The 21,950-nt window shown below is 67.5% G+C and carries 19 protein-coding genes; 9 read left to right on the forward strand and 10 right to left on the reverse strand.

What is annotated here, in order from left to right; translation table 11 throughout:
• Positions 1-73 precede the first annotated feature (73 nt).
• Both PGN27_RS13230 and PGN27_RS13235 read left to right on the forward strand, forming a co-directional pair.
• Complete coding sequence (locus PGN27_RS13230) at positions 74-2,242, forward strand: acyl-CoA dehydrogenase family protein (protein ID WP_335326517.1); 2,169 nt, start codon at positions 74-76, stop codon at positions 2,240-2,242.
• A gap of 36 nt (positions 2,243-2,278) precedes the next feature.
• Entirely contained in the window at positions 2,279-3,247 is a 969-nt protein-coding gene (locus PGN27_RS13235) for an alpha/beta hydrolase (protein ID WP_335326518.1), read from the forward strand.
• On the opposite strand, the gene PGN27_RS13240 is transcribed toward PGN27_RS13235, so the two are convergent.
• Positions 3,223-3,609 (reverse strand): heme-binding protein, encoded by a 387-nt coding sequence (locus PGN27_RS13240; protein ID WP_335326519.1) that lies wholly within the window; start codon positions 3,607-3,609, stop codon positions 3,223-3,225. The genes PGN27_RS13235 and PGN27_RS13240 overlap by 25 nt on opposite strands.
• A gap of 276 nt (positions 3,610-3,885) precedes the next feature.
• On the reverse strand, positions 3,886-5,346 hold the full coding sequence (locus PGN27_RS13245) for an aminotransferase class I/II-fold pyridoxal phosphate-dependent enzyme (protein ID WP_335326520.1): 1,461 nt from the start codon (positions 5,344-5,346) through the stop codon (positions 3,886-3,888).
• Between the two features lie 76 nt (positions 5,347-5,422).
• Between PGN27_RS13245 and PGN27_RS13250 the strand changes: the two genes are divergently transcribed.
• The gene (locus tag PGN27_RS13250; RefSeq protein WP_335326521.1) at positions 5,423-5,563 is read left to right on the forward strand and encodes a hypothetical protein; all 141 of its coding nucleotides are present in this window, start codon (positions 5,423-5,425) and stop codon (positions 5,561-5,563) included.
• A gap of 21 nt (positions 5,564-5,584) precedes the next feature.
• Here the strand turns inward: PGN27_RS13250 and PGN27_RS13255 are convergent, their stop codons facing one another.
• Genes PGN27_RS13255 through PGN27_RS13265 form a run of 3 tightly spaced genes read right to left on the reverse strand, consistent with a single transcriptional unit; the run spans position 5,585 to position 7,998 of the window.
• Positions 5,585-5,950: an ArsR/SmtB family transcription factor gene (locus PGN27_RS13255; RefSeq protein ID WP_335326522.1), complete on the reverse strand. Its 366-nt coding sequence runs from the start codon at positions 5,948-5,950 to the stop codon at positions 5,585-5,587.
• Entirely contained in the window at positions 5,883-7,136 is a 1,254-nt protein-coding gene (locus PGN27_RS13260) for an MFS transporter (RefSeq protein ID WP_335326523.1), read from the reverse strand. The genes PGN27_RS13255 and PGN27_RS13260 overlap by 68 nt, the downstream gene beginning before the upstream one ends.
• Before the next feature lie 43 nt (positions 7,137-7,179).
• The gene (locus tag PGN27_RS13265; RefSeq protein ID WP_335326524.1) at positions 7,180-7,998 is read right to left on the reverse strand and encodes a helix-turn-helix domain-containing protein; all 819 of its coding nucleotides are present in this window, start codon (positions 7,996-7,998) and stop codon (positions 7,180-7,182) included.
• An 86-nt stretch (positions 7,999-8,084) separates the two neighbouring features.
• Between PGN27_RS13265 and PGN27_RS13270 the strand changes: the two genes are divergently transcribed.
• On the forward strand, positions 8,085-8,795 hold the full coding sequence (locus PGN27_RS13270; protein WP_335326525.1) for an SDR family oxidoreductase: 711 nt from the start codon (positions 8,085-8,087) through the stop codon (positions 8,793-8,795).
• 3 nt (positions 8,796-8,798) lie between these two features.
• Here the strand turns inward: PGN27_RS13270 and fadD4 are convergent, their stop codons facing one another.
• Positions 8,799-10,316 carry a fatty-acid--CoA ligase FadD4 gene (fadD4, locus tag PGN27_RS13275; RefSeq protein ID WP_335326526.1) on the reverse strand — a complete coding sequence of 506 codons (1,518 nt, stop codon included), beginning with the start codon at positions 10,314-10,316 and terminating at the stop codon, positions 8,799-8,801.
• Positions 10,317-10,453: 137 nt separating this feature from the next.
• Between fadD4 and PGN27_RS13280 the strand changes: the two genes are divergently transcribed.
• Positions 10,454-11,779, forward strand: coding sequence for an SDR family oxidoreductase (locus tag PGN27_RS13280; protein WP_335326527.1), 1,326 nt, complete (start codon positions 10,454-10,456; stop codon positions 11,777-11,779).
• Entirely contained in the window at positions 11,776-12,213 is a 438-nt protein-coding gene (locus tag PGN27_RS13285; RefSeq protein WP_335326528.1) for an SRPBCC family protein, read from the forward strand. The genes PGN27_RS13280 and PGN27_RS13285 overlap by 4 nt, the downstream gene beginning before the upstream one ends.
• Positions 12,214-12,228: 15 nt before the next feature.
• On the opposite strand, the gene PGN27_RS13290 is transcribed toward PGN27_RS13285, so the two are convergent.
• The 3 genes from PGN27_RS13290 to PGN27_RS13300 all read right to left on the reverse strand — a co-directional run bounded on the left by PGN27_RS13290 (position 12,229) and on the right by PGN27_RS13300 (position 16,247).
• Positions 12,229-14,058 carry a phosphoenolpyruvate carboxykinase (GTP) gene (locus PGN27_RS13290; protein WP_335326529.1) on the reverse strand — a complete coding sequence of 610 codons (1,830 nt, stop codon included), beginning with the start codon at positions 14,056-14,058 and terminating at the stop codon, positions 12,229-12,231.
• A 144-nt stretch (positions 14,059-14,202) separates the two neighbouring features.
• Positions 14,203-15,537 carry a hypothetical protein gene (locus PGN27_RS13295; RefSeq protein ID WP_335326530.1) on the reverse strand — a complete coding sequence of 445 codons (1,335 nt, stop codon included), beginning with the start codon at positions 15,535-15,537 and terminating at the stop codon, positions 14,203-14,205.
• The gene (locus PGN27_RS13300) at positions 15,534-16,247 is read right to left on the reverse strand and encodes a hypothetical protein (protein WP_335326531.1); all 714 of its coding nucleotides are present in this window, start codon (positions 16,245-16,247) and stop codon (positions 15,534-15,536) included. Before PGN27_RS13300 ends, PGN27_RS13295 begins: the two co-directional genes overlap by 4 nt.
• A 125-nt stretch (positions 16,248-16,372) precedes the next feature.
• Here PGN27_RS13300 and trmB point away from each other — a divergent pair, with 125 nt between their 5' ends.
• The 3 genes from trmB to mmpL3 all read left to right on the forward strand — a co-directional run bounded on the left by trmB (position 16,373) and on the right by mmpL3 (position 20,802).
• Positions 16,373-17,131, forward strand: a complete 759-nt coding sequence (trmB, locus tag PGN27_RS13305) for a tRNA (guanosine(46)-N7)-methyltransferase TrmB (protein ID WP_418888597.1) — start codon at positions 16,373-16,375, stop codon at positions 17,129-17,131.
• Positions 17,132-17,165: 34 nt separating this feature from the next.
• Positions 17,166-17,861 carry an NYN domain-containing protein gene (locus PGN27_RS13310; protein WP_418888654.1) on the forward strand — a complete coding sequence of 232 codons (696 nt, stop codon included), beginning with the start codon at positions 17,166-17,168 and terminating at the stop codon, positions 17,859-17,861.
• Positions 17,862-17,925: 64 nt separating this feature from the next.
• Positions 17,926-20,802 carry a trehalose monomycolate exporter MmpL3 gene (mmpL3, locus tag PGN27_RS13315; RefSeq protein ID WP_335326532.1) on the forward strand — a complete coding sequence of 959 codons (2,877 nt, stop codon included), beginning with the start codon at positions 17,926-17,928 and terminating at the stop codon, positions 20,800-20,802.
• Here mmpL3 and PGN27_RS13320 read toward each other — a convergent pair.
• On the reverse strand, positions 20,762-21,907 hold the full coding sequence (locus PGN27_RS13320; RefSeq protein WP_335326533.1) for an AI-2E family transporter: 1,146 nt from the start codon (positions 21,905-21,907) through the stop codon (positions 20,762-20,764). The two genes, mmpL3 and PGN27_RS13320, sit on opposite strands and share 41 nt — an antisense overlap.
• Positions 21,908-21,950: the final 43 nt, after the last annotated feature.

Consider the following 21,950-nt stretch of genomic DNA (forward strand, 5'->3'; position numbering starts at 1 on the left):
TGTCTACCTGTAGCACTAATGTGACCTGTATCACTCTCATGCGCCTCAGCAGCCCCGGTAACTTCAGAAAGTCATGAGCACGTCGGCGCTGGCCATCACCGAAGAACACCGCGCCCTGGCGGCCGCAACCATCGGACAACTGCGCAGGGCCGACAGCCGTGCCGGCGCACGCGCCGCACTCGCCGCTCCCGGTGCCATCCCCGCAGACCTGTGGCAGGCCGGTGCTGACCTCGGCTGGAACGGCCTGGCCATCGCCGAGCAATTCGGCGGTTCCGGTTATGGACTCGCCGAGTTGGCGGTGGTCGTCGAGGTCACCGGCGGCGAGCTCATGCCGGGACCATTTCTGCCCACGGTCGCTGCGGCGACCGTGATCGACCGCTGCGCGCCGGATTCGGTCCGCGCACGGCTGCTCCCCGGCCTGGCCGACGGAAGCACCGTGGCCGCTCTCGGGGTGAACATCCGGGTCAACATGCGGACCGATATGACCGCCACCGCCGAGTGGCCCGCGGTCCTCGGCGCCCCGGATGCCGATGTGCTGGTGCTCTCCGCCGGTGAGGATCTGTTGGTCGTGGACGCGCGAGCCGATGGCGTCACGGTCACCCCGCTGCCGACGCTGGACCCCACCCGATCGATCGGCTCGGTATCGATGCGCGGTGCCAGCATCCCCGCCGACCATGTGTTGCGCGGGGCGTCCAGACGGGCCCGAACGGTGCTGCGGATCCTGACCGCCGCCGAGGCTGTCGGGGTCAGCTGGGCGACCTTGCACATGGCGGTGGAGTACGCGAAGGTGCGCGAACAGTTCGGCCGCCCCATCGGTACGTTCCAGGCCGTCAAACACCACGCCGCCGACATGCTCGTGGCCGCCGAGCAGACCGCCGCTGCCACCTGGACCGCAGCCCGCTGTAACGATCTCGACGAGGCCGCGCTCCCCGCCGCCGTGGCCGCGGCCCATGCCATCCGCACACAGGTATTCAACGCGCAGAACAACATCCAGCTGCACGGCGGCATCGGGTACACCTGGGAACACGACGCGCACCTGTACCTGCGGCGCGCCAGGACGATGTCGGCGCTGCTGGCCGACGGCAACGATCCGCTGGCCGAGCTTGTCGACGCGACGCGTATGGGCCTGACCGACACGGTGACGGTGCCCGTTCCCGCGGCCGCCGAACGGCATCGCGCCGCGGCGGCCCAGGCCGCCGCACAGGCGCGCACACTGCCCGAGCACGAGCGACGCCCGTTCCTGGTCGATTCGGGCTATCTCGTGCCGCACTGGCCAAGGCCGTGGGGGCGCGCCGCCGATGTACTCGAACAGCTGGTGATCGAGGAGGAGTTCCGCGGTATCGACCTGCCCGACCTGGGAATCACCGGCTGGGTGACGCTGACCATCGCCCAGGCAGGTACCGACGACCAGCGGGCCCGCTGGGTCGAGCCGGTGCTCCGCGGAGAAGTGCTGTGGTGTCAACTCTTCTCCGAACCCGGTGCAGGATCCGACGCCGCCGCGGTGCGGACGTCGGCCAGAAAGGTCGACGGAGGATGGCGGGTCGCCGGGCAGAAGGTGTGGACAAGCCTTGCCCAGCACTGTCGGTGGGGGCTGGCGACGGTCCGGACCGACCCTGACGCGCCCAAGCACGCCGGGGTGACCATGATGGCGATCGATATGACGTCCCCGGGAGTGCAGGTCAACCCGCTGCGTGGCATGACCGGAGATTCCCACTTCAATGAGGTTTTCCTCGATGACGTGTTCGTGCCCGACACCGATGTGGTGGGCGAGGTGAACAAGGGCTGGCTGGTCGCCCGCGCCACCTTGGGCAATGAAAGGGTCTCGATCGGCGGCGGCTCGGGCGCTCCGACCGGCTTCACCATCTCCGACCTCGTCGAGCTGCTCGACAGTGTTCCCACCGAGACCGCCGTGTGCCACCTGCACGATGCCGGCAGGATCATCGCCGAGACGTTGACCCTGCCAATGCTGAACATGCGGCGGATCAGTCGTGCCATCGACGGCTCCGAACCTGGCCCGGAAGGCAATGTGACCAAACTTCTGGTGGCCGAGCAATCGCAACGACTCACCGAACTGGGGATGACGCTGGCCGGAGCGACAGCCGTGACCGGCGGCAACGAGAGGTTGACCAATGCCTACCTCGGCAACCGTGCGATGACCATCGCCGGTGGCACCTCGGAGATCACCCGCAACACCATCGCCGAGCGCATTCTCGGCCTGCCGCGAGATCCACTGCTCAAGTGACCCTTACCGATCCGGCGGGTCGGCCATACTGCTGAGGTGACCACCGCCGGGACCGCTTTCCACCCCGAACTCGCCCGCATCGCAAGGTTCATTCCCCGCAAGCTCGTCACCAAGGCGAATCTTGTTCTGCTGCAGCGAATGAGCATGTTGATGGAACGTCGAGTACCGGACGGCGTGCTGCCATTGACGCTGAGCACAGGAGTCCGGGTGCGGTTGTATCGACCGCGGGAGTCGACCACGCCGAACCCTGCGCTGCTGTGGATCCATGGCGGCGGCTACGTGATCGGTAGTGCCGCGCAGGACGATGCAACCTGCCGCAGATTCGCCGACGCCCTCGGAGCCACGGTTGTGTCGGTCAACTATCGATTGGCGCCTCAGCATCCCTACCCCGCCGGGCTGGAGGACTGCTACACCGCGCTGACGTGGCTGGCCGGTCTGCCCGGTGTCGATGCCGGCCGCATCGCGATCGGGGGCGCGAGCGCCGGCGGCGGGTTGGCCGCCGCGCTGGCTCTGCTGGCCAGGGACCGCGGTGAGGTGCACCCCGCCGGGCAACTGCTGGTGTACCCGATGCTGGACGACCGTTCGGTCGGCATCGAACGCGACGATCCCGGCCATCGGTTGTGGACCCAGGAGAGCAACCGGTTCGGCTGGTCGGCCTATCTCGGTACCGCCGATCCCGACGTTGCCGTGCCGGCGCGCCGAACGGATCTCAGCGATCTGCCGCCGGCCTGGATCGGGGTGGGCACGCTCGATCTGTTCCACGACGAAGATCTCGACTACGCGAGATGCCTGCGCGCCGCCGGGGTCGCATGCGAGGTGAGCACCGTCGACGGCGCCTTTCACGGATTCGACGGCGTCGCGCCGAAAAGCACTGTTGCCAAGGCCTTTCACCAGAAGCAACGGGACTGGCTACACGATGTGTTCACGAACTCGGCGCCCGCGCGGACGGTCCGTGCGGGCGCCGAGAACGGTGCTGTCGATCAGCCGGCCATGAACTCCGAGTAGGCCGACGCCAGGTCGGGCGGAAGTACCGAGACGTTGCACTGCCGCTGGGTATCGCCGATCGGCGCCAAGATGCCGCGCAGTTCGTAGTACTCCTGCGAGTTGGCGGTGAAGTAGGCGCGGATGTTGGCCGCGGCGATATCGCGCGGCTGGGTGCGCGCCGCCTGGATCACCTGGTTGGCACCTGGATGGCTGTTCAGATAACCGGTTGCGGCACCGGTGACCGAACTGACCGTGCCGGCCACCGCATCGGGGCTGCAATTCGGTGCCGCCGACGCCGTCGGTGCCGCGATGAGCGCCGCCGACGCGGCACCCAGCAACGCACCGGCAGATGTCCGCCGGATGATCGTGGTGGTGTTCTTCATGGTGTGTTGTGTCCTTCGAGAATCGGACTTTCGCGCGCATGACCCTAGACGCGCCTGATGTCTTCCCAGACCCGAAAGCCACGGTACGCGTGCTCCGTTGGTCGTCGCGGTCGGTGCTGATGCCGAAATACCCGTCGGGCGGCGGTGTTACACCGATTGCGGGTGATGTCCGTCGCAATCCGGCTCGATCCGCTCAGGATCGGGGCCCGATCCTTAACCGGTGTGGCAAACCCTTAGATGATCGTGATCTTCCACCGTGACCGGATTGTTACCCGGTTACCCCGCCACCACCCGTATGGTGCGCAATTCCGGATCGGCAGGGTCATGCAGGTGCATACCCGCCTCGACTCCGGAACGCAGATAATCCAGCACGGCGTCATCGAGCAGTTCGCCGGGGACCACCGCCGGGATACCCGGCGGATACGGGGTCACCTGCTCGGCCGCGATGCGACCGGCGGCCCGCTCGACCGGCACCGATTCGACCCGGCCGAAGAAGGCCTCGCGCGGGGCCATCACGCTGTCCAGTTCGATGTCCGCCGGTGCCGGCAGCCGGATCTGTGCGGGCTTGTGCGACTTGTCGGCCGTGTCGCGCCACCGTGTGAGCGCACTGACCAGACGTTGGGTGGTGTCGAGTCCGTCGGCGAAGGACAGGGTGGCCAGTATCCGACGGTGGTCCATCAGGCCTACGTCGATGCGGGCGTGGCTGCGCAGCCAGTCGCCCACCTGATAACCCGAGGCGCCGGTCCCCGACACGTCGATCAGCACCTGCAACACATCGAGGTCATGTGACGCCGATGCGCCGAGCAGTTCGTCGTGCATAACTTCCAGGCCGGGAATCCGCTCGATATCGGCGCGCAACCCCCGCGCCAACGATAGTGCCCCGGTGAGTAATTCGTGTCCGTTGTCGACCATGTGGCGGCGCCACCCGTCGACGGCCGCGTAGACCATCGCGCTCGGGCTCGTGGTCATCAGCAGGTCGGCGCACTCTGCGAGGCGGTCCTTGTCGACGAGATCGCCCTGCAGGTGGAAGACCGAACCCTGCTCGAACCCGGCACCCATCTTGTGCACACTCACCACGCAGAGGTCGGCACCCGCGTCCATGGCCCAGGTCGGCAGGTCCTCGTGGAAAGGCAGGTGCGCACCCCACGCCTCGTCGACGATGAGCGGCTTACCGCGGGCATGACAGATCTCGGCCATCGAGCGCAGGTCGGCGCAGGTGCCGTACGGGCTCGGGCTGACGATCAATGCACCGGCAGCATCGGGGTGGCGGTCCCACGCCTCGGCAAGCTGCTGCGGCGACGGTGGGTGCGAAAGATGCCGGGCCGCATCCCATTGCGGTGAAACCCACCGCGCTTGCACGCCCGCGAAGATCAAACCCGCCACGATCGACTTGTGGCTGTCCCTGCCGACGATCAGGCTGCCGTCCCCGCCGGCGACCGCCATCATGGCGGCCTTGACCGATAATGAACTACCGCAGGTGGAGAACCAGGCATGATCGGCTCCGACGGCATCGGCCATCAGTTCCTCTGCATGGCGGAGGTATCCCTGGCTGGTGTGCCAGTCGTCCAATCCGCCGGCGGCCAACACATCGTCGAGGAACGGGTCGCGGCCCAGGACCCGCAGGGTGTGCGGATCGACACCCCGACCCTGCCGATGACCCGGCGGGGAGAACCCATAGCGGTGCGATCGGTGGTAATCGGTCACGGCGTCGAGGATGGGAGCAACGTTCTGATCCATGGTCTCCGGGTACCCGCGACCCGTTTCACGGAACCGCGCACCGGGTAGCCAGGCCGGGCCCGAAAGGAGGGACACGATGCCAACTGGCAAGGGCGTATACGTCGATGACGAGAACGAGCCGGAGGACGAGTCCTCCAAGAAGAAGGCGACCGAGCGGGCCGAACGTGGGGACCCGACCCCCGATGTGCCCGACCAAGGGGCCGAGCCGCCGGACTGATCGAAAGCTCCGACAACGGCCTCAGGCGTGCGGCGGTTCGCCGGTGACCCGGTGATCGGCATGGTTCAGGCCCTCGCGCACCAGCCGGCCCAGGTGGCCGTCGCGCAACCGGTAGTAGACGCGGCGGCCGTCTTTGCGGGTGTCGACCAGCCGGGCGAAGCGCAGCTTGGCCAGGTGCTGGCTGATCGAGGTACGCGACCCCCCGGTGGCCTCGGCCAGCGCGCTGACATCGGCCTCACCTTGGGTCAGCAGCCAGAGCAGGTGCAGGCGGGTCGGGTCGGCCAGCATCCGGAAGGTGTCGCTGGCCGCGTCCAGTCGGTCACGGTCCGGTGCGCCCGCGTGAACCAGACTGGGCGCGTCGGTCGGCGCGGTCGGCGTGCAGTCCATCGACGAGCTGCCCCCTCCCGCGGACCATGATACGGACCGCCGCTGCGGCCGCCCCTGTTGCGAGGATAGCCAGGATCGTGGCGGCCAGCCCGTGATCGACGCCCGCGCCCACCCACCCGGCGATCGGATAGGTCAGCAGGAACCCGGCGTGCGAGAGCGAGAACTGGGCGGTGAACACCGCGGTGCGATCCGGACCGGTGCGGGCCAGCAGTCGGCCGGCCGGGGTGGTGACCATGGCGGTGGCCGCACCGAGCGCCGCCCACAGTGCCATCAGCACCGACGGGCCGGGCGTGGTCACGCTGAGCACGGCGGCGGTGACGGCCAGGCCGGCCGCGGCGCCGACCGCACCGATCGCCATCAGGGTGCGGTCGGCGATGACGGTCAGCAACCAGGGTGTGCACAGTGCGACGGCCATCGACCCGGCACCGTAGGCGGCCAGTGTCACCGCCACGTCGGCATCATCTCCGCCCTGCAGGCCGCGGACGTAGACGACGGTGTTCACCAGCACCAGCGCGGTCGCCGCGGCGACCGCGAGGTTCATCGCGAGTAGCGCACGTAACTCGCTGCGGGCGAACATGATCCGCGTGCCCGACAGCACGCGGTCGCGCAGCGGTGCCGGCTTGGCGCGACGCGCGCCGGCCGGCACCGCCGCGTACCCGACCAGCAGGCCGGACATCAGGAAACCCGCGGCGGTCGCCACGAACAGACCGGAGTAGTCCAGCACCGTCAGCAGCGCGGCCGCGAGCAACGGGCTCAGCATCGCCTCCAAGTCATAGGCCAGCCGCGACAGCGACAGCCCGCGGGTGTAGTCGCGTTCGTCGACCAGCACGGCCGGGATGACCGCCTGGAATGCCGGGGTGAACGTCGCGGACGCGGCCTGCAGGACGAACACCAGCAGATACACCTGCCAGGTGTGCCCGACCAGTGGGAGCGACACCGCGATCGCGGCGCGCACCGCGTCGGCGCCGACCAGCACGGTCCGGGGATGCAGCCGCCCGGTCAGCGTCGACATCACCGGTGCCACAACGACATAGGCCACCATCTTGATGGCGAGCACCGTCCCGAGCACCGCGCCGGCCGCGCCGCCGGCGAGGTCATAGGCGAGCAGGCCGAGGGCAACGGTCAGCAGTCCGGTTCCGGTCAGCGCGATGACCTGGGCGGTGAACAGCCGGGCGAAGACGGACACCACCAAAGTATGCACTACATGTGCGCAATTGCGCACATGTAGGTCAGATGCCGCGACTGGCCGCCAGGCTGCCGAGCATTTTCACGGCATCCGCACTCGGTGAACCGGGTTCCGCCTGGTAGACGACCAACTCATGACCAGGCGCCGACCGCACCGCGAAGGTCTGCAGTCCGAGCGTCACCGTGCCCACCTCGGGATGTCGAAATACCTTGGTGTCCTGGGTCTTTCCCCGCACATCATGGCGGTCCCACAGGGCGGCGAACTCCGCACTGCTGGCCAACAGTTCGGTGAGCACCGCGACGACGCGCGGATCGTTGGGCTGCTCGCCGTGGTTGCGCCGGAAGCCGGCCACCGAATTCGCCGCGATCCGCGGCCAGTCGGCATAGAACTCTCGGGCCCGGGGCTCGGTGAACACCAGCGTCATCAGGTTGCCGTGCGCGCCGAAATCCCCGAACAACGCCTCCGCGATCGGGTTGGCCGCCAACACGTCATAGGCACGGTTGTAGACCAGCGCGGGATTATCAGGCCAGGCCGCCATCAGTTGCAGCAGCGCGGGATCCACCCGGTCGGGGGTCGCCGGGGCCCGTACCGGTGCCGCGTGCCCGCCTAGCCGGAACAGGTGGGCCCGCCCGTCCGTCTCGAGGTGCAGCGCGGTGGCCAACGCCTCCAACACCTGCGCCGACGGTGATCGTTCCCGGCCCTGTTCGAGACGGATGTAGTAGTCGACGCTCACCCCGGCCAGCTGCGCGACCTCTTCGCGCCGCAGACCTGGCACCCGCCGCTGCCCCACGCTGATGAGTCCCACGTCGGCGGGCCGGATCAGCGCCCGTCGGCTGCGCAGATAATCACCGAGCTCCGACATACCGCCAGCGTAGGCATGTCGGATCGCGGATGCCTGGGTGTCACGCACCCTGGCACGGCTCAGCAGAAGCCACCGACGCTGGAAGCATGACCGATAAGAAGATCGTCCTCGTCACCGGAGCCACCAGCGGGATCGGCGAAGCCATCGCCCGACGGCTCGCCGCCCAGGGCCACCAGGTGGTCGCCGGCGCCCGCCGCACCGATCGGCTGGCGGCACTGGCCGCCGACAGTCTGGCGGTCCGCAGGCTCGACGTCACCGACCGCGCGGACTTCACCGAGTTCGTCGACTCGGCGGTCGCCGAGTACGGCCGCGTTGATGTGCTGGTCAACAACGCCGGTGTCATGCCACTGTCCCGAATGGATGCGTTGCTGGTCGACCAGTGGGACACGATGATCGACGTCAACATCCGCGGCGTCCTGAACGGCATCGCGGCGACCCTCCCGCATTTCCAGCGCTCGCACAGCGGGCATTTCGTCACCGTTGCCTCGGTCGGCGCGCACGAGGTCGTCCCGACCGCGGCGGTCTACTGCGCGACCAAGCATGCGGTGTGGGCCATCACCGAGGGACTGCGACTGGAGTTGGATCCATCGATCCGCGTCACCACCATCTCCCCCGGTGTCGTCGAATCCGAACTCGCCGACACCATCACCGATCCGACCGCGGCCGATGCAATGCGCAGCTACCGCGCGGCGGCGATCGCGCCGGACGCGATCGCACGGGCGGTGGGCTACGCCATCGACGAACCTGCCGATGTCGACGTCAACGAGATGGTGGTCAGGCCCGCCCGGCAGCGCTGAGGGTCAGGAGTACCTCTCGATGAGTCCCTGCTTGTACAGCTTGCCGGTGTCGGTGCGGGGCAGCTGCGCCTCGAAGGAGATCGAGCGCGGACACTTGTAGTGCGACAGCTGATCTCGCAACCAGGCCAACAGTTCGTCGGCGAACTCGGGGGTGGCATCGGCGGGGTCGACGGTCTGCACCACCCCCTTGACGGACTGGCCCATCTCGTCGTCGGGGATGCCGAACACCGCGGCGTCCATCACCTTCGGGTGGGTGACGAGCATGTTCTCGGCTTCCTGCGGATAGATGTTCACCCCGCCGGAGATGATCATGTGATGGCGCCGGTCGGTGAGGTAGAGGTAGCCGTCCTCATCGAGATACCCGATATCACCGACCGTCTTCCAGCCGTGCGAATCCCGCGACGACGCGGTCTTCTCGGCATCGTTGAGGTACTCGAAGTCCTGCCCGCCCTCGAAGAAGATCTCACCCGGCTCGCCGGCGGGCAACTCGTTGCCGTTCTCGTCGAGGATGTGCACGATGCCGGTCATGGCCTTGCCCACCGAACCGGGGTGGGCCAGCCACTCCTCGGCGCTGATCAGCGTGGCACCGATCGCTTCGGACGAGGCGTAGTACTCGTCGACGATCGGCCCCCACCAGTCGATCATCTGCTTCTTGATTTCGACCGGGCACGGGGCGGCCGCGTGCATCACCCGCTGCAGACTCGACACGTCGTAGGAGTTGCGCACATGCTCGGGGAGCTTGAGGAAGCGGGTGAACATCACCGGGACGAACTGACCGTGCGTCACGCCGTACTTCTCGATCGCCGCGAGCGCGCCCTCTGCATCGAACTTCTCCAGCACCACGGTGGTGATACCACCGGCGAGTGCCTGCATCGACCACACCGACGGCGCCGTGTGATAGAGCGGCGCGGGGCTGAGGTACACCGCGTCGGGGTTCATCCAGAACGAGACCAGGGCGGCCATCATGCCGGGGGTTTCCGGGGGCGGAAGGTGCGGTAGCGCGCGCTTGATGCCCTTGGGACGGCCGGTGGTACCCGAGGAGTACTGCAGCAGGTCGCCGTCCCACTCGTCGGCGATGGGGGTGGTGGGCAGATCGGCAACCGCCTCGGGGTACTTCGCCCAACCCTCGAGCTCACCGGTGGTCAGCAATACGGGAGGCAGGCCGCCGGGCAGGTGCTCGGCAAGTTCCTCAAGTACCGGGGTCAGAGCGGCCGAACCGACGATCGCCTTCGCGGCGCTGTTTTCGACGATATAGGCCGCTTCGGCCGCGGTCAGGTGGGTGTTGATGGGCACGTAGTACAGACCGGAGCGCCGGGCTGCCCACATGACGACATGCATGTGCTCGTTGTTCTCGATCAGGATGGCCACCGCGTCGCCCTCGACGAGACCGTGATTGCGGAAGTAGTGCGCCAGCTGGTTGGCCCGCGCCTCCAGCTCTCCGAAGGTCACCACCGTGCCGGACGGGTGGATGATGACGGCGGGCTTATCGGGGCTGGCTGTGGCCGTGTCACGGATCTGCATGAGGCGACTTTACGATGCCGCCCCAGCCCTCCGACGATGTAGTCGGCAAAAACTTGACATCCGTCAAGTTTTCCGTGGTCGGGGGCCCACGCTGGCCGGAAGGCTTGAAGACCAATCTGAGCGGGCATCTCCTCCGAATGAGCAATGTGGGTGCACTTCGGGTTCTCGTCACGGGAGCCACCGGCTACATCGGCGGGCGCTTGGTGCCCCGACTTCTGGAGGCCGGCCATCAGGTGCGGGTGCTGGTGCGTGATCCCGCCAAGATCCGCGCGGTGCCCTGGGCCGATGATGTCGAGGTCGTGCGCGGGGATCTGACCGATGCCGCCAGCCTGCGGGAAGCTTTCCGGGATATCGACGTCGTGTACTACCTCGTGCACTCCATGAACAGCGATGGTGATTTCGAGGAGGCCGAGCGGCGCAGCGCCGAGAACGTGGCGTCAGCCGCCCGCGACGCTGCCGTGGGGCGCATCGTGTACCTGGGCGGTCTGCACGAACACTCCGACCGACTGTCCACTCATCTGCGGTCCCGAACCCAGGTCGGCGAGATCCTGATCGATTCCGGTGTTCCGACGATGGTGCTGCAGGCAGGCGTCGTCATCGGGGCCGGGTCGGCATCCTTCGAGATGATCCGGCACCTGACCAACCGTCTGCCGATCATGACGACGCCGCGCTGGGTCAACAACCACATTCAGCCCATCGCCGTCGGCGATGTCCTGCATTATCTGACGGCTGCGGCCACGGCGGCGACCCCCGAAAGTCGCACCTACGATATCGGCGGGCCCGATGTGCTGCGGTACGGCGAGATGATGCAGATCTACGCCGAGGTGGCCGGGCTGGCGCGCCGCCGCATCCTCGTATTACCGGTTCTCACACCGAAACTCGCCGGCCTGTGGATCGGGTTGGTGACACCGGTACCGCTGAGCATCGGCCGGGCGCTCATCGAGTCGCTGAGCACCGACGCCGTGGCCTACGAGCACGATATCGACGCCATCATCCCCGCACCGGGCGGCGGGCTGACGCCCTATCGCGACGCCGTGGCGCTGGCGCTGCGCAATGCCGAGAACACCGAGGCCGGGTGGGACGGCACCGCCGCCGATCCGCTGCCCACCGACCCGGCATGGACGGGTGAGATCGTTTACACCGAAAGTCGCGACGCCGAGGTCCGAGCCGATCCACAACGAGTGTGGGAGGCCCTGTTGCACTGGGCATCCCGCCACGGTCATTGGACCGTCGAGGACAAGCAGGAACCCACGCTGCTGGCGCTGCACGGACCCGGTCGAGCACGGCTGCAATGGCGTATCGAATCGGTCGCGCCGGACCGAACCCGGCTGCAGCAGCATGCCAGTTACATCCCCAAAGGCCTTCCCGGACAAATCTATTGGCTTGGCCTGAAGCCACTGCACCGGATGGGTCTGCGGCGGGCGATGCAGACCGCGATCAAGCAATCGGAGGGCCGAGAATGATCGAGTTGCAGCGCGAGGTGATCACCTCCGCAGACCCGCGGTCGGCGTTCGACTACCTCGCCGACTTCACCACCACCGAGCAATGGGATGCCGGCTCGATCCGCACCGTCCGAGTCCACGGTAACGGTGATATCGGAACGCACTATGCCAACAGCGCCAAGCTCGCCGGCCGCACCCGGGACGTCGACTATGAGGTCGTCGCGCTGACACCGGGCGCCTCGATCGAGTTGCGCGGTAAGAACTCCGCACTGTCGGCGCACGACGTCCTCACCGTTGCACCGCATCCGAACGGGTCGACGGTGACCTACCGGGTGGAATTCACCTTCCGCGGCTGGCTGCGCTACGCCGAGCCGATCTTGCGGCGCAGGATGTCGCATCTGGCCGACGACAGCGCGGCAGGCCTGCGCCGGGAGTTGGCCCGGCTGCAGGCCTGAACGCCCCGGCCTGGATCAGTCGGATTCGGCCAATCTGGTCTTGAGGGCGTCGAATTCGTCCTTGATACCCGTCGGCAGCTTCTCCCCGACGAACTCGAACCACTCCTCGATCAGCGGCAGCTCGGCACGCCATTCCTCGGCGTTGACGGCCAGCGCCTCATCGACATCGGCCGGGTCCACGTCCAGACCCGACAGATCGAGATCGGCGGCGGTCGGCACGATCCCGATCGGGGTGCTCTTGCCGTCGGCCTTGTGCTCGATGCGCTCGATAGCCCACTTCAGCACGCGGCTGTTCTCGCCGAATCCGGGCCACAGGAAGCGGCCGTCTTCGCCGCGGCGGAACCAGTTGACGAAGAACACCTTCGGCAGCTTGGACTCGTCGGCCTGCTTGCCGATGTTGATCCAGTGCTGGAAGTAGTCGCCGACGTTGTAGCCCAGGAACGGCAGCATGGCCATCGGGTCGCGGCGCACGGTGCCGACCTTGCCTTCGGCGGCGGCGGTCTGCTCGGAGCCGAGAGTGGCGCCGATGAACACGCCGTGCTGCCAGTCGCGCGCCTCGGTGATCAGCGGAACGGTGGTCTTGCGGCGCCCACCGAACAGGATCGCCGAGATCGGCACGCCCTGCGGGTCATCCCACTCCGGAGCCAGCGTGGGGCACTGCGAGATCGGGGTGCAGTAGCGCGAATTCGGGTGTGCGGCCTTGGTTTCGGTCTCGCGCAGGATCCAGTCCTGGCCCTTCCAGTCGATCAGGTGATCGGGCTCGCCTTCCAGCCCCTCCCACCAGACGTCACCGTCGTCGGTCTTGGCGACGTTGGTGAACACGGTGTTGCCCGCGGCGATCGTCTTCATCGCGTTGGGATTGGAGTCCCAGTTGGTTCCCGGTGCGACACCGAAGAAACCGAACTCCGGGTTCACCGCGTACAGCTGACCGTCCTTGCCGAACCGCATCCAGGCGATATCGTCGCCGACGGTCTCGGCACGCCAGCCCGGGATGGTCGGCTGCAGCATCGCGAGGTTGGTCTTGCCACAGGCCGACGGGAACGCGGCGGCGATGAAGTAGGCCTTGTTCTCCGGGGAGATCAGCTTGACGATCAGCATGTGCTCGGCGAGCCAGCCCTCGTCATGCGCCATCGCCGAGGCGATGCGCAGCGAGTAGCACTTCTTGCCGAGCAGGGCATTGCCGCCGTAGCCGGATCCGTAGCTCCAGATCTCGCGGGTCTCCGGGAAGTGGGTGATGTACTTGGTGTCGTTGCACGGCCAGGGCACGTCCTTCTCGCCCTCTTCCAGCGGTGCGCCGATCGAGTGCAGCGCCTTGACGAAGAATCCGTCCTCGCCGATCTTGTCCAGCGCGGCCTTGCCCATCCGGGTCATGGTGCGCATCGAGACGACGACGTACTCCGAATCGGTGATCTCGACGCCCAGCTTGGGGTCCTCGGCATCCAACGGGCCCATGCAGAACGGGACGACCCAGAGCGTGCGTCCCCGCATCGAGCCGCGGTACAGGTCGGTCATGAGGCCCCGCATCTCGGCCGGGTCCATCCAGTTGTTGGTCGGGCCCGCGTCGATCTCGCGCTCGGAGCAGATGAAGGTGCGCGATTCGACGCGCGCGACGTCGGAGGGATCCGACAGTGCGAGGTAGGAGTTCGGCTGCTTGTCCTGGTTGAGCTTCTGGAAGGTGCCGGCCGCGACGAGCTGGTCGGCAAGGCGCTCGTACTCCTCCTGCGAGCCGTCCGCCCAGGCCACCCGATCAGGTTGGGTCAGCTCGGCGACCTCACGAACCCAGGCCAACAGCCCCTGATGCGTCGTCGGTGCATTGTCGAGACCGGGAATGGTCGCTGAGGTCATCAAAGTCTCCTGCGTTGTTTCCGTGCATGTGCCGTTAACCGGCAGGTCACGATCGTCCCTGAAATAGAGGTTAACGCGGGTGACTTTGGTCCGGGGAATCGGGACGATGTCCGATCACTCACAGGAACGATTCAGATATTCCTGCTACTCGACGGTAACCGAGTCCAGCTCGGCCCGCACGGCCCGCAGCGACGTGCGCAGGGCCGATAACCGCTGCTCAGCCGGCCCGATCGCGGTCGCGATGGCCAACGCTCGAGCCCGTAGCTGTGCATCGATGGCGGCCAGCGTGGCGCGGGTTTCGGCGGCCATCCTTTCGCGCTCGGCTGCGGATTCCGCAACCAGCGCCGTCTCAGCGGACAACAACCGGGACGCGACCAGCGCCTGGAGATCCTCGCGCAGGGTGGCGGCCACGGTGCCGGTCCACCGGTCCCACCGGGCGCGGGTATGCAACACCCCGCGGACGCGGACCACCCAGGCCGCCAACAACAGGCCGACCGCAGCGCCACCGCCTGCCGCAACGGTGGCCGCCCCAGGAGCCAGCCCAGCCAACAGCCGGGCCGCCGCGAGAGCGACCCCCAGTCCGAATCCAGCACCGAGCACGGTCATCAGACGCGTCTCCAGGTCCGGTGCGGACGGGTCTGGTTCGCCGGGATGGGTCACCACCGGGATCGGCTCGGCAGACGGAGCCGACAACCCGAGCTCACCGGCGATCTGCCGCATCCGGGCAGTGGCTGCCGCGTCGACCTCGGCTGCGACCCGGTCGGCGTGCTCGGCGGCCACCGCCCCGAGGTCGATGCCTCGGCGCCAGCCGGCTGCCTCCTCGGCGAGCACGGCCCGCAGTTCCCCGCACCGGCGGTGGACCTGCCGGTTGAGGTCGATGCGGGCTTGTTGCATCCGGGTGCGCAGGTCACGGACCTGTACTGCGCTCAGCTGCCGCGCGGTGCCCAGGACGTCATCGCGTCTGCGGTGCAACGCGACGGCCACGGTATCGGGTGTGCTGAGCGCATCGATCTGGTCACACAAGGCGCTTTCTTCGACGCGCAGTCGGTTCCGCCGCGCCAGCGTCGGATCACCGAGTCCACTGATCAGCAGGTCGACGAGCTCATCGAGGACCGGAGGACCCGTACGCGGCCCGGCGGCCACGCCGACCCACGGCATCGACCGGTAACGCGCCGCATGTCTCTGCACGGCCTCGCCGGCGTCGGCGGACACCGCCCGCCAGTCCGCGTGCGCATCGATCTTGGAGACGACGCCGATCACGAGGTCGGTGCGGCGGCCCGCGTCGCCGAGGATCCGAAGATCGGAGTCGACCACCGGGGCGGCGGCAGAGACCGTGAACACGACGGCGTCCGGCTCGTCGGCGTGCTCGACGATGCAGTGCCCGGGCAGGGCGTTGCGCAGTGCCGACACGACAGTGGACACCCCGGCGAACGGCGGCCCGGTCACCAGTACGACGGGTGCCCTCACGTCGGTATTCACGGCGGCATGTCGCGCCCGGCTGCCAGCCGTAACTGACCGCGGGCCAGGTCGGCACCACAATCTCGGTGCAGCTGACTGACCGGGCCCCGGCTGTAGTGCAGCCAGCGCACCGCCGAGCGCACCGGTTCTGTCGGGGTGAGCCGCAGACCTGCCGCGCGGATCACTTCGTCGGCCGCGGCCGCCACGGTGAGCACGGTCGTGTCCGCGGCGAGCAGTTCGGCCAGCACGGGATCGGTGGCGGCCAGGGCGTGCAACCTGGTGAGCCCGGTGCGCAGCCTGCGGTAGCGCAGTGGTGCCGACAGTTCGGCGATGGCGTCCACCACCGGAGCCGGGTCATGGGTGGCCGGCGCGCACATCGGGACGGTGCGCACCCCGGTCTGCTCGGAGATCGCCGCGGCACGGCTTGCTCGGTCGGTCAGCGCATCGGCCTTGTTGAGGACGATCAGTCGCGGCCGATCGATATCCAGACCGGGACGGTCCTCGGGTTTGACGGTCTCGACGATCACCAGGGCCACCACGTCGGCGACGGCATCCTCAAGGACGCAGTCGAGTCCCCGGTCCCGCAACACCTCCGCCACCGAACGACACCCGACCCCCGGTCGACCCGTCACCGCTACCCGCACCGGCCGCCGCAGCGCGGCGATGATCGGGCTCAGGCGGGGCCGGGAACCGTCCTCGGCGAGCGCGGTCAGCTCGGAGATCAAACCCACTCCCTCATCGTGACACCGGTCACGCACCCCGGAACGCGCCGATTTGGGCCTTGATGTGGGTCACACACCGGTCCAGGCAACTGTTGGGTATCAATATGTGCCGCGATGCGGGTACCCCGGCAGCGATGAGCGACGATGGACCGATGTATGCCCAGGGGGATGAGCCCGGGGGAGTCGACCCCGCGCCGGGCGCTCCCGCCCATCATCAACGCCGGGTGACGAGCTTCCGCACCCGCCGATCCCAGCTGACCTCGGGTCAGCAGCAGACCTGGGAGCGCCGCTGGCCAGAGGTGGGCTCCGAGGCGCTGGACGCCGACGGTCGGCCGGTCGCACTCGATCCCGAGCAGTGGTTCGGCAGGCGGGCACCGCTGATCGTGGAGATCGGCTGCGGCACCGGAACCTCGACCGCCGCGATGGCCCAAGCCGAACCCGAACGCGATGTCATCGCCGTCGAGGTCTACAAGCGTGGGTTGGCGCAACTGCTGGCGGCCATCGACCGCGAGGGGATCACGAACATCCGGCTGATCCGCGGTGACGGCATGGACGTGCTGGAACACCTGGTGTCCAGCGCGTCGCTGACCGGTGTCCGGGTCTTCTTCCCCGATCCGTGGCCCAAGGCCCGCCACCACAAGCGGCGGTTCATCCAGCCCGCCTCGGTGGCCTTGATCGCCGACCGCCTTCGTCCCGGCGGGCTGCTCCATGTGGCGACCGACCACCAGGGTTATGCCGAGCACATCGCCGAGGTGGGTGACGCCGAGCCGGCGCTGCGCCGCGTCGGAATGGACGATGAGCTGCCCATATCGGTGGCTCGACCGGAGACCAAGTACGAGCGCAAGGCGCTGGCCGGACCGATCGTGACGGAGCTGCTGTGGCAACGGCGATGAGCGCTTGGACGAAGACCAGGAGGCCAAGGTGAGTATCGACACCGAGCCAGATCTCCCCGAGACGCCCGCTGCCCCGACCGAGTCGATCTCGACCGTCCAGCGCGTGCTGCTGGTGTGGGATGCGCCCAACCTGGACATGGGGCTGGGCTCCATCCTGGGCGGCCGTCCCACCGCCGCGCACCGGCCCCGCTTCGATGCATTGGGGCGCTGGCTGCTGGGCCGGACCGCCGAGCTGTCTGGACGCACGCAGGCGGATGGCGGCGCCGTGGCGACCCTGGAGCCCGAGGCCACCGTCTTCACCAATATCGCTCCGGGCAGCGCAGATGTCGTGCGGCCCTGGGTAGAGGCGCTGCGCAATGTCGGCTTCGCGGTGTTCGCCAAGCCGAAGGTGGACGAGGACAGCGATGTCGACAGCGACATGCTGGAGCACATCGCGCTGCGCCGCAGTGAGGGACTGGCCGGCGTCGTGGTCGCTTCGGCCGACGGTCAGGCGTTCCGCGCACCGCTGGAGGACATCGCTCACGACGGCGTTCCCGTGCAGGTGCTCGGATTTCGCGAACATGCCAGTTGGGCGTTAGCGTCGGATACCTTGGAGTTCGTCGACCTGGAGGACATCCCTGGTGTCTTCCGGGAACCGCTACCGCGAATCGGCCTTGATTCGCTGCCCGAGCAGGGCGCGTGGTTGCAGCCGTTCCGGCCGTTGTCAGCGCTGCTGACCTCGCGCGTTTGAACAATTGAAGCGACAATTCGCGCGCAACGAGAAACAGACCTGAAGAAGATTTTAAGGAGCTGACGTGTTCGCCTGGTGGGGTCGAACGGTGTACCAGTACCGATACATAGTCATCGGTGTCATGGTCGCACTGTGCCTTGGTGGCGGGCTGTTCGGAGCGAGTCTCGGACAGCACGTCACCCAGAGCGGTTTCTACGCTGATACCAGCGAGTCGGTGCAGGCTTCGCTGATCGGTGACGAGGTGTACGGACGTGACCGCACCAGTCACGTCGTCGCCATCCTCACGCCACCGGATGACAAGAAGGTCACCGATAAGGCGTGGCAGCGCGAGGTGACCGGCGAACTGGACAAGGTGGTCGCCGACCATCCCGATCAGATCGTCGGCTGGGTGGGCTGGTTGAAGGCGCCTGATACCGACAATCCGACGGTCAGCCAGATGAAGACCGAGGATCTCCGCCAGACCTTCATCAGCGTCCCGCTCAAGGGCGACGACGACGACACGATCCTGAAGAACTACCAAGCCGTCGAGTCCGACCTGAAGCAGGTCAACGGCGGTGACATCAAGCTCGCCGGGCTCAACCCGCTGGCCAGTGAGCTCACCGGCACCATCGGCACCGACCAGAAACGCGCCGAGATCGCGATCGTGCCGTTGGTCGCGGTCGTGCTGTTCTTCGTGTTCGGCGGCGCCGTCGCCGCCGCTCTGCCCGCCATCGTCGGCGGTCTGACCATCGCCGGGGCGCTCGGCATCTTGCGCTTCATGGCCGAGTTCGGTCCGGTGCACTTCTTCGCCCAGCCCGTGGTGACGATGATGGGATTCGGTATCGCCATCGACTACGGCCTGTTCATCGTGAGCCGGTTTCGCGAGGAGCTTGCCGAGGGGTACGACGTACCGGCGGCGGTGCGCCGCTCGGTGATGACCTCGGGCCGCACCGTCGCGTTCTCCGCGGTGATCATCGTTGCGTCGTCGCTTCCGCTGTTGCTGATCCCGCTCGGGTTCCTCAAATCGATCACGTACGCGATCATCACGTCGGTGCTGCTGGCGGCATTCCTGTCGATCACGGTGCTGCCCGCGGTGCTGGGCATCCTCGGGGCGAACGTCGATGCCCTGGGCGTCCGCACCCTGCTGCGCGTGCCCTTCCTGGCCAACTGGCCGTTCTCCCGCAAGATCATCGACTGGTTCATCGAGAAGACCCAGAAGACGATGACGCGCGAAGAGGTCGAGAAGGGCTTCTGGGGCAAGCTGGTCAACGTCGTGATGAAGCGTCCGATCGCGTTCGCCGCGCCGATCCTCGTCGTGATGACGCTGCTAGTCATCCCGATCGGTCAGATGGCGCTCGGCGGCCTGAGCGAGAAGTACCTGCCGCCGGACAACCCGGTGCGCATGGCGCAGGAACAGTTCGACCGCGAGTTCTCCGGATTCCGCACCGAACCGCTGACGCTGGTCATCCGCAGCGACAACGGCGAACCGCTGACCGATCAGCAGGTGGCGGCCGTCCGCGCCGACGCCCAGACGATTCCCGGTTTCGCCGGCGCCGACAAACCGTCGGAGATGTGGCAGGAACGGCCGGCTCAGGAGAGCGGGTCCAAGGATCCGTCGGTCCGGGTGATCCAGAACGGTCTGGTCGACAACAGCACCGCGCCCAAGAAGATCGAGGAACTGCGCGCGCTGACGCCGCCGCGCGGCACGACGATCCTGGTCGGCGGCACCCAGGCGTTGGCTCAGGACAGCATCCTGACGCTGTTCGACAAGCTGCCGTTGATGGTCGTGATCCTGGTCATCACCACCACGATCCTGATGTTCCTGGCATTCGGGTCGCTGGTGTTGCCGATCAAGGCGGCGTTGATGTCCGCCCTCACGTTGGGCTCCACCATGGGCATCCTGACCTGGATGTTCGTCGAGGGCGGACATGGTTCCGGGTTGTTCAACTACACCCCGCAGCCGTTGTTCGCCCCGATGATCGGCCTGATCATCGCGGTGATCTGGGGCCTGTCGACCGACTATGAGGTGTTCCTGGTCTCCCGCATGGTCGAGGCGCGCGAACGCGGGCTGTCGACGGCCGAGGCCATCCGCATCGGTACCGCCACCACGGGTCGACTGATCACCGGTGCCGCACTGGTGCTGGCGGTCGTGGTCGCGGCGTTCGCCTTCTCCGATCTCGTGGTGATGAAGTACCTGGCCTTCGGTCTTCTGATCGCGCTGCTGCTCGACGCCACCGTGATCCGCATGTTCCTGGTTCCGGCGATCATGAAGCTGCTCGGTGACGATTGCTGGTGGGCGCCACAGTGGATGAAGCGCGTTCAGGAGAAGATCGGTCTCGGTGAGACCGAACTGCCCGATGAGCGCAAGCGTCCCGGGTTCCGCGAACCCGACGAGGAACCGGCCGACGAGGCGGCTCTGGTGGGAGCCGGCGCGCCGGCACGCCCGCAGCACGATCCCGGGCATCCCATCGCTCCCCCGCCCCGCGGTCTGCCGCCTGTGCGTCCCACCGGCCCGTCTGCGGTCGGGACGAGTCGGATCCCGACGCCCACGCCCCCGCCGGCACCCGAGCCCCCGACAACACGCTTTGCGGCGCAGCCGGATTCGGCCGCCACGTCGGCGATCAACGCGGTCAACACACCGACCGAACGCCGTCCGCGCACCGAGCAGAATCCCGCGCGAGAGAAGCGCGAGATCGAGTCGTGGCTGGGCGAGTTGCGTGGCAGTGCCGCGCCCACGACGGCCATCCCGAGTGCAGGCCCGGGCGCCCAGCAGCCCAGCGCACCTGCCGCTGGCGACAGTGAGCAGACGACGGCCATTCCTGCGCAACGGGATTCCGGAGATCCGGAGCCAACGGAGAAGCTCGACACCCGCGCTGCTCGGGAGTCCACCGACGATGCCCCCACCCGTCGCAGTGGTGGTGTCAGCGCGGCCGATCTGCTTCGCCGGGAGGGCCGTCTGTAAGCGCTTCGGGCTCCAGTTCGGCGACCACCTGTTCCTGCTCGGCCTCCGGATCGTCGGCCAGCAGGACCCGGATTGCGCTGTTGAGCACCGCCAGGATCGGGACCGCCAGCAGCGCACCGAGAATGCCGGCGAGTACGCCCCCGGTGGCGATCGCCAGCACTACCGCGAGGGGATGGACCGACACCGCACGGCCCATCACCAGTGGCTGCAGCACATGCGATTCGAGTTGCTGTACCGCGAGAATGAGCCCGAAGGTGATCAGCGCGTATATCCAGCCCTTGGCGATCAGCGCGACGATCACCGCGACACCGCCGGTGAGCACCGCACCGATCAGCGGCACGAAAGCGCCGAGGAACACCAGGGACGCCAATGGCAGTGCCAGTGGGATACCCATGATGGCCAGTCCGGTGCCGATACCGACCGCATCGACGAGTGCCACCAGGCAGGTAGCCCGCACGTAGCCGGTGAGCGATCCGAATCCGGCCCGGCCTGCCTCGCGGACCCGCTCCCGCACCGTGGTCGGGAAGATCCTGGTGACGTAGGTGAAGATCTCTCGGCCACCCAGCAACAGGAAGATCAGGGTGAACAGCACCAATAGCGCGCCGGTCAGTATCTCGGTGACGGTGGCCGCCGTGGAGAGCGCACCGCTGGTGACGCGGGCCTGATTCTCCTGCAGGGTGCTGATCACCGCATCGCCCGCGTGGTCGATCTGGTCTCGGCTCAGGTGCAGCGGCCCGTCGATCAGCCAGCCTCGAACACCATCCACGCTGGCCGACACCTGATCCGCCAATGCGGGTGCGCCGCTGATGAATTGGCTGACCACGAAGCTGAGCAACCCGCCGACGATCGAGATGGAGCTCAGTAGCACCACCGCCACCGCCCAGCCGCGGGGCGCGCGATGACGATGCATGAAGTCGACCAACGGTGTCAGCAGTGCCGCGAACATCGTCGCCAATGCCACCGACACGACGATCAGCATCATGTGGCTGAACACCCATAGCAGTGCCACCACCGCCGACCCGATCACCAGCAGTCGCCACGACCAGGCCGCTGCCTTGCGGACCAACGGATGTACCGACTGATCGGCGACCGGATCTAATGCCATGGGCTTACCGTACGCGCGACTCGCCGAGTTATCGCAGGTCATG

It is taken from the genome of Mycolicibacterium neoaurum (assembly GCF_036946495.1).
GTDB classification, from domain to species: domain Bacteria; phylum Actinomycetota; class Actinomycetes; order Mycobacteriales; family Mycobacteriaceae; genus Mycobacterium; species Mycobacterium neoaurum_B.

Excerpts from the sequence above, each read along its gene's own strand:
- PGN27_RS13245 (WP_335326520.1), bottom strand. The coding sequence starts at position 5,346 with ATGGATCAGAACGTTGCTCCCATCCTCGACGCCGTGACCGATTACCAC.
- PGN27_RS13285 (WP_335326528.1), top strand. The coding sequence starts at position 11,776 with ATGATCGAGTTGCAGCGCGAGGTGATCACCTCCGCAGACCCGCGGTCG.
- PGN27_RS13250 (WP_335326521.1), top strand. The coding sequence starts at position 5,423 with ATGCCAACTGGCAAGGGCGTATACGTCGATGACGAGAACGAGCCGGAG.
- PGN27_RS13270 (WP_335326525.1), top strand. The coding sequence starts at position 8,085 with ATGACCGATAAGAAGATCGTCCTCGTCACCGGAGCCACCAGCGGGATC.
- PGN27_RS13290 (WP_335326529.1), bottom strand. The coding sequence starts at position 14,058 with ATGACCTCAGCGACCATTCCCGGTCTCGACAATGCACCGACGACGCAT.
- PGN27_RS13265 (WP_335326524.1), bottom strand. The coding sequence starts at position 7,998 with ATGTCGGAGCTCGGTGATTATCTGCGCAGCCGACGGGCGCTGATCCGG.
- PGN27_RS13320 (WP_335326533.1), bottom strand. The coding sequence starts at position 21,907 with ATGGCATTAGATCCGGTCGCCGATCAGTCGGTACATCCGTTGGTCCGC.
- trmB (WP_418888597.1), top strand. The coding sequence starts at position 16,373 with ATGAGCGACGATGGACCGATGTATGCCCAGGGGGATGAGCCCGGGGGA.
- PGN27_RS13280 (WP_335326527.1), top strand. The coding sequence starts at position 10,454 with ATGAGCAATGTGGGTGCACTTCGGGTTCTCGTCACGGGAGCCACCGGC.
- fadD4 (WP_335326526.1), bottom strand. The coding sequence starts at position 10,316 with ATGCAGATCCGTGACACGGCCACAGCCAGCCCCGATAAGCCCGCCGTC.
- PGN27_RS13240 (WP_335326519.1), bottom strand. The coding sequence starts at position 3,609 with ATGAAGAACACCACCACGATCATCCGGCGGACATCTGCCGGTGCGTTG.
- PGN27_RS13255 (WP_335326522.1), bottom strand. The coding sequence starts at position 5,950 with ATGGACTGCACGCCGACCGCGCCGACCGACGCGCCCAGTCTGGTTCAC.
- PGN27_RS13230 (WP_335326517.1), top strand. The coding sequence starts at position 74 with ATGAGCACGTCGGCGCTGGCCATCACCGAAGAACACCGCGCCCTGGCG.